The organism is Flavobacterium sp. (assembly GCF_046317795.1).
Lineage (GTDB): Bacteria > Bacteroidota > Bacteroidia > Flavobacteriales > Flavobacteriaceae > Flavobacterium.
On sequence record NZ_JBKCVI010000171.1, the window covers coordinates 1 to 11,480 of the forward strand.

13 protein-coding genes are annotated in these 11,480 nt (G+C 29.7%); all 13 read right to left on the reverse strand.

Annotated elements, in window-relative coordinates; translation table 11 throughout:
- Window positions 1–911, reverse strand: a 911-nt coding sequence (locus tag ACK5ON_RS10160; RefSeq protein ID WP_409822143.1) for an acyltransferase family protein, incomplete at its 3' end; no start/stop codon positions are given.
- A complete protein-coding gene (locus ACK5ON_RS10165; protein ID WP_409822145.1) occupies window positions 904–1,305 on the reverse strand; it encodes a DapH/DapD/GlmU-related protein in 402 nt (133 codons plus the stop codon). The genes ACK5ON_RS10160 and ACK5ON_RS10165, both read right to left, overlap by 8 nt.
- A 127-nt stretch (window positions 1,306–1,432) precedes the next feature.
- Entirely contained in the window at window positions 1,433–2,431 is a 999-nt protein-coding gene (locus ACK5ON_RS10170; protein WP_409822146.1) for a glycosyltransferase, read from the reverse strand.
- A complete protein-coding gene (locus ACK5ON_RS10175; RefSeq protein WP_409822149.1) occupies window positions 2,424–3,374 on the reverse strand; it encodes a glycosyltransferase in 951 nt (316 codons plus the stop codon). The genes ACK5ON_RS10170 and ACK5ON_RS10175 overlap by 8 nt, the downstream gene beginning before the upstream one ends.
- Window positions 3,375–3,384: 10 nt before the next feature.
- Window positions 3,385–4,872 (reverse strand): oligosaccharide flippase family protein, encoded by a 1,488-nt coding sequence (locus ACK5ON_RS10180; protein WP_409822150.1) that lies wholly within the window; start codon window positions 4,870–4,872, stop codon window positions 3,385–3,387.
- Window positions 4,872–5,996 carry a DegT/DnrJ/EryC1/StrS family aminotransferase gene (locus tag ACK5ON_RS10185; RefSeq protein WP_409822152.1) on the reverse strand — a complete coding sequence of 375 codons (1,125 nt, stop codon included), beginning with the start codon at window positions 5,994–5,996 and terminating at the stop codon, window positions 4,872–4,874. The genes ACK5ON_RS10180 and ACK5ON_RS10185 overlap by 1 nt, the downstream gene beginning before the upstream one ends.
- Window positions 5,993–6,868 (reverse strand): formyltransferase family protein, encoded by an 876-nt coding sequence (locus tag ACK5ON_RS10190; RefSeq protein WP_409822154.1) that lies wholly within the window; start codon window positions 6,866–6,868, stop codon window positions 5,993–5,995. Before ACK5ON_RS10190 ends, ACK5ON_RS10185 begins: the two co-directional genes overlap by 4 nt.
- Window positions 6,861–7,784, reverse strand: a complete 924-nt coding sequence (locus ACK5ON_RS10195; protein WP_409822156.1) for a DegT/DnrJ/EryC1/StrS family aminotransferase — start codon at window positions 7,782–7,784, stop codon at window positions 6,861–6,863. Before ACK5ON_RS10195 ends, ACK5ON_RS10190 begins: the two co-directional genes overlap by 8 nt.
- The gene (locus ACK5ON_RS10200) at window positions 7,784–8,719 is read right to left on the reverse strand and encodes a hypothetical protein (protein ID WP_409822158.1); all 936 of its coding nucleotides are present in this window, start codon (window positions 8,717–8,719) and stop codon (window positions 7,784–7,786) included. The genes ACK5ON_RS10195 and ACK5ON_RS10200 overlap by 1 nt, the downstream gene beginning before the upstream one ends.
- A complete protein-coding gene (locus ACK5ON_RS10205) occupies window positions 8,701–9,120 on the reverse strand; it encodes a sugar 3,4-ketoisomerase (RefSeq protein WP_409822160.1) in 420 nt (139 codons plus the stop codon). The genes ACK5ON_RS10200 and ACK5ON_RS10205 overlap by 19 nt, the downstream gene beginning before the upstream one ends.
- On the reverse strand, window positions 9,120–9,527 hold the full coding sequence (locus tag ACK5ON_RS10210; RefSeq protein WP_409822162.1) for a sugar 3,4-ketoisomerase: 408 nt from the start codon (window positions 9,525–9,527) through the stop codon (window positions 9,120–9,122). Before ACK5ON_RS10210 ends, ACK5ON_RS10205 begins: the two co-directional genes overlap by 1 nt.
- Window positions 9,528–9,660: 133 nt before the next feature.
- Window positions 9,661–10,182, reverse strand: a complete 522-nt coding sequence (locus tag ACK5ON_RS10215) for an ArsR family transcriptional regulator (RefSeq protein ID WP_409822164.1) — start codon at window positions 10,180–10,182, stop codon at window positions 9,661–9,663.
- Between the two features lie 223 nt (window positions 10,183–10,405).
- A complete protein-coding gene (locus ACK5ON_RS10220) occupies window positions 10,406–10,888 on the reverse strand; it encodes a UpxY family transcription antiterminator (RefSeq protein WP_409822166.1) in 483 nt (160 codons plus the stop codon).
- Between the last annotated feature and the right edge of the window lie 592 nt (window positions 10,889–11,480).

The following is an 11,480-nucleotide window of genomic DNA, read 5'->3' on the forward strand; positions in this document are numbered from 1 at the left end:
TCATTTAACTTTAAAACATTTATTACAAACAAAATTACAAGTATATGAAGTAAATAAATAGAATAGGAAATATCACCAATTAAGGAAAGTAATTTAGAAAATCTCGTTTGGTAATTTATATGAAATAAATAATCAACGTACAACCAAAGCATAAAAATTATTGTTGAAAACAAATAGGATTTATATTGAGAGTATTGAGAAATTGTTATCTCTAAATAAATGATATTAAAAACAAAAAATAATATTCTTCCTAGTTTTTGATTTTCTTTAATATTTATGGTAACGTTTTTATTTTGATAAATGATAGCAATTATGATCCCGATAATGAAGGGAAATATATGTGTTCTACCGGCAACACTAGCAATAAATATAAAGATTTCATTTTCATTTAAATCAAATAAATTTAAAACTGTAATTGATTTTGCTACCACAAAAAGAAATAGAAGTAGAGGTATAATAGATTTTTTAGAAAGTTTTAAAAATAACAATAATGTAAAGACTAAATAAAAATATACTTCATAAACTGTTGACCAAGCAACATTTACTAATAAACTTTTAGTCGTTAACTCATTATTCCAAGGAATCATTAGAATATTTTGAATGATTTGAACAAAACTCAGTGTGAACTCTTCTTGAAATAAGAAAAAAATTGAAAATAAAAAAAATGAAAACCAGTATAAAGGATAAATTCTAAAAAAACGTTTAATACCAAAACTCACCCACGAGTCATTGTCTTTGGTTGTTAAATAGATTAAAAACCCACTAATAATAAAGAACAAATCGACACCATAAGCTCCTGCCAAATAATATCCACCGGGCATAGAAATGCCTAAATGCTGAAAAACATGAGTTACTAAAACATATACACTAGCAAAAGCGCGTAAATATTGTATTGAGGTTAGTTTATACATTTTTTCCTATTATTTTTGCAGGGACTCCAGCCAAAATTACATTTTCTGGAAACGATTTTGTAACAACAGCTCCTGCTCCTACTATAACATTGTCACCTAATTCCACTCCCGGTAGAATAACTGAATTTGCTCCCAGCCAACAATTTTTTCCAATTCTAATAGGTGAAATTGATTTATCATGTGAGTAATAATCTTTTTTATCATGATTTGCAGAAATTATTTTAACTCCTGGTGCAAAAATGGAATGATCTCCTATATATACTTTATTAATTCCTTGAACATAACAGCCTCCTGAATTTGCAAAATATTGCGCTACACCTTTTCCTAAAAAGACCGTTTTACTTACTGTTGAAGTAAAGTGAACCATAAATGGAACTTCTGCATTAATCCTCAAAATTTTTTGAAAAAAAAAATTCACTAAACGAATATTAATTGATGAAGGAGAAAACAAATACTCTACAACATTTGAGGGTTCGTTTTTTTTCCAATTTTTATATTTAAAACGATTAAACATAGTATGATTATTTATTTATAAATCTGTAATAGAAAGGAAAGAACAATTTTGAAAAATTATAAAAACTAATATGTCTTTTATAATGAAATCGTAACCCATCAGTTTCAATATTCTTTATTCCAGACTGCTTTAATTTTTTAATTGTCTTAAAATATTGTTTAAATTTAAAACTAAAAATACTTGGCGTTATACACAATAAAAAGAATTTTGCAACTACATGATTAATTAAATATTGTTGTTCTTTTTCTAATTGATTGTCGGCAGCAAATTTTTTTACATCGTGTATGGCACGTAAAAAACCATCTGTAGCTTTTTCAGAATGAAACAATTTGGAATTAGTTGCAGAACCTATTCTCGTGGTTCGTTGATAAAATGTCTCGTTATCAAAACCTACTTTAGTTGCAACAGTAAACACCTTGGCTAGAAACAATCCGTCTTCAAGATAAGGAACATCTTTAGGATAGGTTATATTGTAATCCTCAAGTAATTGCTTTTTGTATAAAATTGCCCAAGATCGATCAGGATCTTTAACATCATGTCCTCTTGGTTCAAAGTAACCTTCAACTCCCGAAAAAGTTTCACCTTCTTGTTTACTATAATTAGTTTTCCATATGGATTTTTCATTAACATCAAATATTTCAAATCCTAAATGCAATACATCTAAATTTTTTCCCTCAGCTAAGTTCAGAATACGCTCAAAAGTGTTGGGTAAAACATAATCATCAGGATCAATTGGTAAAATGTATTTACCTTTAGCAATGGCTATTCCATTGTTACGTGCCATGGAAACGCCTTGATTTTCTTGATTAATTAAAACAATATTGGAATATTTTTTTTGTAGATTTTCTACAATTTCACGACAATTATCAGGTGAACCATCGTTAATACAAATTATTTCATATAGGTTTTTATCAATATCTTGACTCTCTAGACTTTCAATGCATCGAGTAACATAGTCTGCCACTTTAAACATCGGAATAATTATAGAAATTTGAATATTATTCATTCTTCTGTAATTTTCTTTTTATATAATCGATATAATAAAAAGGGTTGCAAAAAATGGTCGTAAACTGATATAATCCATTGGTTAGTATAGTTTTTTTTTCAGTTCCTGTCCATTTAAAAAATAGAGTAATATTGTATATCCAGTCCTCTTTCATTACTTGAAGCCAAGGTAGAAAAGGATGCGCAAATTTCTGTCTAACACGATGACCATTAATAACCGAAGGTTTAAAAAGTAAATCATCACCTGTATTGTTAGTGGCTTTTGAATGTATTCTGTAGCCAACAGTGGGTTTATGAAAATAAAAAAGGCGAATACCTGCTTTTGTTAACTTTAACCACATCGGATAATCCTCAACAAGTTGGTTTTTTTCATCATAACCCCCAACTGACAAAATAGTTTGTTTATTAAAAAAATAGGATGGTGTATAATTTATTCTATCCGACTGAACTAAAATCTTAAATTGTTCTTCGGCATAAAAACTTTTATGCATTAGATTATCTGGATAAATAGCAGGAATTGTTTTTTGATAATTATTATGTTCAAAAATATCTTGATAAACATCTACTTGGCTAAAAATAATCATTGCATTTGAATTTTCTGCAACAAAATTCATATTGTCTTCAATACAGGTTGGTAGTAAAATATCGTCGCCTGCAATAAATTTTATCCATTCTCCAGTTGAAGCTGCTATAGCTCTATTGCAATTAGCAGAAACCCCAGTATTGTTAGGTACTGTTACTATTTTTATATCCTTAAATCGTGCTTTAACTTGTTCTTGTTCGCTCCATTTTTGCACAATTTCTATAGTGTTGTCTTTAGAACAGTCATCAGAAACAATCAATTCTATGTTGCCATACGTTTGATTGAAAATACTTTCTAAGGTTTCTTCAACAAAAGAAGCAGCGTTATAGGTTATAACAGAAACAGATACTAAAATTGACATTCTCTATAAATTATTTATTAAATTTATTTTTAACTGTTTGAAATACAGAATTTATGTTAATTCTTTTGTTAAGTTGGTATATATTATAAAATATTGTAACCAATACAATACTTAGTTCAAAAATAAAATTTATAGGACTATATATATAATTTATTGAAAATAAACAAATTAGCAATGAAAAAATATTTACTATTAAAAGTTGAAATACCTGTTTAGAAACATGAAAATTATATTTAGAGTTTAAAATTAGTAACATTGCAAACGATGAAATAGTGTAACTTACTGTAAGAGAAATACCCAATCCTTTTATTCCAAGCCATGTATAAAAAAGAATATTGAAAAGCAAAACCATCAAATTTGCTGTAATTTCAATGGTTAAAAAAAGTTTGTTATTTCCTTTGGCTAAAACAATAAATCCCAAAACCCAAACCATCCCTTTTAACGGTATGGCTAATACTGCCCATGTAATATAATCACTAGAAGCTAAGAACTCTTTACTGAGTAAAATTTGTATCAAAATTGGCGCAGTAGAAAGCAGAAGAATCAAAACAATTCCGAGTATGATTAAAACTAATTCTGCTTGTTCATTTACTAGCTTTTTCCATTTTGTTTCCTCGTTTATGACACCTGAAAGTCTTGGGTAATAATCCGTTGCCATAGCTGTAAATACCATTCCTACATAACCATCAACGATAGCATTTCCGGCACTATAAAGCCCTACATCTGAAAGTGAACCTGTACCCGAAATATAAGCACTTAATGTAAAAGCAACTGCAGCTGCTAATATATTAACCAAGGTTAAACTAAGACCAAGTTGTACAATTGGTTTGCCCAAATGAAACGTTTCTTTCCAACTAATAGTGATAGGTTCAACTTTTACTTTAGAAGTAAAATATAAAGACACCAAAAAATTAGCAAAAGCCGTAATAATTATGGCAGGAACAACGCCTTGTATTCCGTAAAAATAAAAAATAGGAATAGATACCAATAAACCAATAATTCCACCAAAAATATTGGCTTGAGCCAAATATTTTAACTGCCTTGTACCACGAAGTAAGGTATAAATACCGCCTGACAAAGCTCCAAAAATAAACGAAACCGATAACCAGATGAAGGATGTTGTATGTTCATAATTCTTAAACGCAAACTTGCTTAATAAAGGTGAAAATACAATTGTTGTAACAACTCCAAAAATGGCGGTAAACCAAATCAAACGTTTAAAAACTTGAAAGGTAGTTCGTATTTTTACATCATCATTTGAATTGTGTGCTTTGGCAATATCTCTAACCGCACTTTCAGAAACACCAAGCGAAGTCAAAGTTCTAATTAAATTCAAGCCCGAAAGTAATAATCCATTCAAACCCATACCTGCTGTACCTATAAGAATAGCAACAAATTTTCCTCTAATCAATGTAATTAGAATATTAAAAACCTGAACACCTCCAAAAATGGAAGTGGCTTTCATTATCGAACCATAAGAAGTTTTGTGTTCTGCCACTAAAGCGAAAATGAATTTAGAGCATCGATTACTTTAGTCACTTCTTCGTGAGTCATCACCGGACTTATTGGCAAACTCAATACTTCTTGGTGAATCAAATTCGTCAACGGATAATCGATAGTATTTAAGTCTCGATAAGCCAATTGTTTGTTGGGCGGAATGGGATAATGTATTAACGTTTGAATACCATGTTCAGCCAAATAATGTTGTAATTTTTCTCTTAGCTTGCAACGAACAACAAACAAATGCCATACATGTTCCTTATTTTCGGAAACTGAAAATTGAGCCGAAACAGGAAAAGGTAGTTGAATTAGTGGATTTTTAATTTCCGATAGGTAGCGTGCTGCAATAGTTCTACGGTATTGATTTTCAGTATCAATGTATTTCAATTTTACATCCAAAAACGCCGCTTGAATTTCATCTAATCTACTGTTTAATCCTTGGTACTCATTGACGTATTTTTGTTTGCTTCCATAATTGCCAAGTGCTCTTATTTGCGAAGCTAATGCATCATCATTAGTACTAACAGCACCAGAATCGCCCAATGCTCCCAAATTTTTTCCTGGATAAAAACTAAACCCAGCAGCATCGCCTAAATTACCCGTTTTTATTCCGTCCCATTCTGCGCCAATAGCTTGTGCGTTATCTTCAATGATTTTAAAATGGTGTTTTTTGGCAATTGCTACCAACTTTTCATTCCAACACACTTGTCCATAGAGATGAACTATCATAATGGCTTTTGTTTTTGGTGTAATGTGTTTTTCGATTAAGTCAATATCTAAATTGAAACTCTTTTCATTAGGTTCTACCAAAACGGGTTTTAACCGGTTATCGGAAATAGCTAAAAGTGAAGCAATATAGGTATTGGCAGGCACAATCACTTCGTCGCCTTCTGCCATAATACCCAAATCGATATACGCTTTTAGAATTAATCGAAGCGCATCTAACCCATTTGCTACCCCAATGATGTGTTTTGAATTATTGAACTGGGCTAAGTTTTTTTCAAAAGTAGCTACCCGTTCGCCCATAAGAAACCAACCGGAGTCGATTACTTCTGCAGCTACTTTCTTTAATTCGGCTGCATGCTGGGCATTTATTTTTTGTAAGTCTAAAAATTTAATCATAATCGGTCACCAATTTTAAATAGTTCGGCTGGTTTTACTATTTCGTTATTTAGTATTATTTCTTCTAATGCAATAGCCGTGTCTTTTGTTTTAATCCACACGGCACCATTTTTAGTTTTTAATACTACGGAACCAGCAAATCCATTGGCTGTTTTATACTTTGGGATTGAACTAATTTTATTTATTTCAATTAAATCATTTCTAAATTTTATTTTTAAACCTGTTCCAAGTGGTTTAGAAAACACAATATTTCTATTTATTATTTCTGTTGTTGTATAATTCCAATGTTCAAGTATACCATCTTCTGGAACTAGTTTACTGCAATATATAAATTCTTCATCATCTTGCGAGTCTGGTTTGATTTTGCCATCAAAAATAGCTTGCAAAACGTTGGGAAAATTATTTTTTAAGTCAGTAGTGATGGCGTTTTTAGCTTCAAAGTAAGTTTCATTTTCCTTGATAAGATAACTAAACTTATAATAGATGGCACCACCATCCAATTCGTTTGTTATTTGATGGAGTGTATAACCCACATTTCTATCACCATTTAATATTGACCAAGCATTGGCATTATTTCCTCTGTAAACTGGTAATAAACCCATATGAATATTTAAGAGAAGCGGAATTTTTATTTGATCAACATTGATAATTTTATTATAGTTAATGACAATTATAGCATCAACATTCAGCAAATTTAGCTCTTCTAAGCTTAAAATAGAGATTTGTTTATTTTCAAGTTCAGCATAAAAATAAGGGAATTTGCTTCTCCTTTCGTAATCTAAAAATACACCCATAATTTTAAAGGTAGCATTTAGATTAGTTATCAGATCTAAAACGGGTTGACCAAATCCTGCAATTACTATGCTATTCATTTTTGTTTTCTATATAAAATTTAATTACTTCAAAAAAATAATCGATTTCTGATGTTGCAAGATTTTGATGATTGGGTATAAAAAAAGCATCTTCACCATAGAAAATACTGTTTTGAATACCGTGTGCATAGATGTAATTTTTAAAACTTGTTAAGTTCTTTATTAGACCATTATTGTTCAATAGCAGCGCGTAGGGTACAATTTCTAAAGTATTAACAAAACGTTGACTGAAACCAATTGTTTCAAAAAGTTGAACAGCATAGTCAAAATTATTTTTTCGCTTGACTATAATTGATTCTGTTTGTTTCAATTGGCTTGACATTACATTTGTAATATATTGTATCTCTTCGACTTTACATTTGGATGTAAATGATGAAATGTCGATTTTTGAAGATGTGATAACACCGCCAATTTGTAATGGGAAAAACTTTGGTAAACTATACACTGTAAAATCTCCATAACTGCCTATTTTATTATGTATATCTTGACTAAAAAAAGTAGTGCAACAATCCTCTATAATTGGAATACCCAATGAAGCCAGATAATCCATATCTTGATAGGGATAACCAAATTCATGATTGACAAAAATCACTTTAGTTTCCGGAACGATTTCTCTATTCCATGTACACACCACATCAATTTCTAATGTTACGCATGAACTTATATAAAAGTTATTTGAGGTTGTTAAGATCGTAACAACATCATCTTTTTCGAGCTTGTAATATTTGAGTGCAAGAGCAATTGCCTCTCTTCCATTATATGTAAAAGACCAATGATTTTTTCCGAACCTATTATTGAAATAGCTTAAAGAATAATCATCATTATTTAATTCATTATTCAGTGATACATATTCAGTTCTAAAAGGTGTCATCCCAAAACTAGGGAGTAAAAACTCATTTGGATTAATTATAAACATCAATTTAATTTTTTATAGTATTCATAAAGTAAACCCAAAGAACAACCTATACTTTCTTTGAATTCACACAAACCATTATTGGGAACAGACTCAACAGTCGAATGTCCAATATCTATAAAAGAAATTCCTAATTTTATATAGTATTCAAATATCTTGTAAGATAAAAAATTCATAGTTTTGTAATCTGAAAACTCAGGTAAATCTCCCCAATAAACCACTCGAACCACTTTATGAGATAAATGATAAACGATAGCAGCAGCAATTGGATTTTTTTCGTCTTCAACTAGAAAATAATCTATCGGAATTACTGATTCAGTTTCTTTCAATTGTTCATAAGAAAGTCGCAACGGAAAACCTCTTTCACTTCTGTTTATAGCAATAACATCGTAAGCTCTTTTTCCTTCTTCATTATCAAGTTTTATAAAATCAAATGGAAATGATAGCGCTTTTTTTAAATTTTTTCGAGCGTTATACCAAATAGAAGTCAAATAATTTTCGTTTAAATTTGATATTTCAAAATTATAATTTAACTCTATATTTTTTGTTTCAAATCCTGCTCTGTATAAACAATTGGTAATCTTAGCATCAAAATTGGGGTTATAAAAAGATGGAGGTGAAATAAGTTTAATACCTTCATAGTTATTTTCCTTAGCCCATTCGATTAATTTAGTAATTGCTTGATCAATTTGATGTATTTTTATATCTCGATAAACAGCTTCAAATCCTCCAAAAGAAGCTGAAAAAGGACTAATCAAAATATTATTTCTAACCCCAAGTGTAATTCCTAATCGGTATTTTGAATCTTTGAATACTAGATAATGAATTTTATCACACTTTGAAGCGTTTAAATTACTAAAAGCACTCGAGTTAAAAGTTTGAGTTGGATTTGCAATAATAGTGCTGTAGAGAGATGGCGTTATATCGAGTATTTCCAATTTATAAATTTTTGATAATCCCTAAAATAATCATTCTCATCATACAATTCTGAAGCTAAAACCATACAGATAGAACCACTAGAAAAAGTATCTAAATCGCGCCACAATCCTGGCGGAATTAATAAACCTTGGTAAGGTTGATATAAGTGAAAACTTTTTTTATTGACCCCATCGTCAAGAGTAACTGTAAAACTACCACTTAAAGCAATCATTATTTGGTGCAAATCTTTATGCGCATGGCCACCACGACTATTGCCGCCAGGCACATCATAGAGATAATAGATTCTTTTAACATCGAAAGGAATTTCTGTTGAATTTGTTATCGAGGTTAAATTCCCATTCAATTGATGGTTTTTGGGTAGTGTAATTAAAATACAATCATTTATAGATGAGGACTTCATTACAGTATAGTGTTTAGATAATTTTTTTTAACACGTTGATAATCGTTCTCATCAAAAACATCGTTACAAAGATGCAGTGATACTGAATTAGTAGAAAAATTTTCCATATGTCGCCAATGATTTTCGGGAATATACAAACCAAAATAACTTCTATTTAAAGTGTATTTCTGTTCTTCACCATTAGGCAATGTAACTACAACATCAAAACTGCCACTTAAAGAAATAATCATTTCTTTTTGTGTTTTCAAGGCATGCCCTCCTCTAGTCTCACCACCAGGAACATCGTAAATCCAAAAAACACGCTTTATCTCAAAAGCAATAGGATCAAAATTCTGTACGAAAGTTAAATTTCCCCTTGGATCTTGAATTTTGGGTAACTGTATGATTTTAACGCTATCTAATGCCATTAATTTTTTTAATAATAAATTAGTCTGAGCTGCTACATGAATATTGAAGACTGAAAAATGAACACTTTCTCAACGGCTTCGCCCTGTCAGTCACAATAAGCGACTAACTCAAAAAAAGAAAAAACATGAAAAACTAATTTAAAATTAGTACCTCATGCTCATATAGTAACAAACCTGAGTTATCATGTTTGTCAGTTATTGTAAAAACAACTTCTCTTTGAATCTCATTTTCGATTTTCTCAGATAATTGTATTAGATATTCAGTATTCAAGTCATTGCCTTCAAGCACTATTTCAATGATACCACTATCAATGCCCTTCACATAATCGCCTATCAAATATACTTTTTTAACATTTCCAATCTTATCAATAACCATTGTAATTATGGTATCTAACCCTACGTATTTTCTAACAATTTGTTGTAGTAATTTAAAAAAAGGATTGGTTTGATTGGCTTTATAAGTTACTTTGAGATTTTCTTCAGTGCGAATTAAATAACCAGCTTCGGTTAAATTATTCAACTCTTTCCTAATAGAATTAGTAGACTCTTGCATTTCGGTAGCAAGACCACGAAGATAACCCTCGTTAGCAACGTTTATAAAAAACTTTACTAATAAGCGTAACCTAGTTTTTGAAGTAATAATATTTTCGAGCATTAATTGAAATAAATACTGAGTAACAAAGGTACTCTTAATATTTATTTTAACAATTTTTTTTGAAAAAAAAACTCTTATTTAACACAAAATTCATTTTGAAACTTTGGATATAGAGTATAGAAATTTAATTTTTATCTTGAATATTTAAACTTTGAATCAAATATAAATGTTAAAAAAAGTGTCGTTTATGACCAATAAAATAGTTTAATATTATCCTATTTATCTACACTTCTTGTTTGGAATTAATGTTATGTAGCTGTATTTTAAAACCAAGCTGTTCTAGTGTAATTTCTAAATAGTTTTTTTCAACTTTAGCTACTATGCCTTGTAACCCATTTAAAGGACCTGAGGTAATAGTATAATGCTGTCCTACTTGAATAGCAGAAACAGTAAATGAAGTAACCATCTTATTTTTTAAAAAATCTTTAAGATTTTGAATCTCTTCGTCTCTGATTGTAGCTGGTTTTCCTAGCCAATATACATAACGAACAATACCATTTACAGTAAAAACACTATCTCGTTGTTGATTATCAAGATTTACAAAAATATAGGATGGCAATAAAGCCACCTCAACTTTTTTTTTTCGATCAGACCATTGCTTTAGTTGGGTTATCATGGGGCAATAGACTTCTATACCTAGCTGTTGCAAACGCTCAGATACTTTTTTTTCAAAACGGGGCTTTGTATATAGAGCAAACCAAGGCATAATCTATTTTTTTTATATTGTAAAAGTAGCGTAATATAACAAACCATTAAAAATAATAACAAACAATTTTACACACTTTTTAATACACTACCATAATTACTTGGAATTGTATAACTATGAAACACAAAAAAAGGTTTGGAGCGTTCCAAACCTTTTAGTGTATAATACAATTAATTTTTTTTGATATAATCAATACCTCAAATTATAGTATTGTCTAATTTCAATGAATCATTGCTTTTTTCACAGTTACCCTATCATCTGATGTTATTTTTACTATAATAGCTTGAGTTGCAATCGGTAATTCTACATGATGATTATTAGTATTTAGTTTATCGTCATAGTATAATTTTTTACCAAGCAAATCAAAAATTTCTACTTTAGTAATAGTATACGTACCTGAAAAAATACTAAGTTTTTTATCATTAGTTACCAAAATCAGAGAGGAATCAAAACTTGGCGTATTGGTATTTAGAGTAGTATTGGTAAATATAAATTCGAAATTATATATAAAAGTTAATTTTTTAGTTTTGAAATTATAAAATCACGTTTTTATATTATTGATATTTTTCTTATTTTTTTTGTACATTTTTAG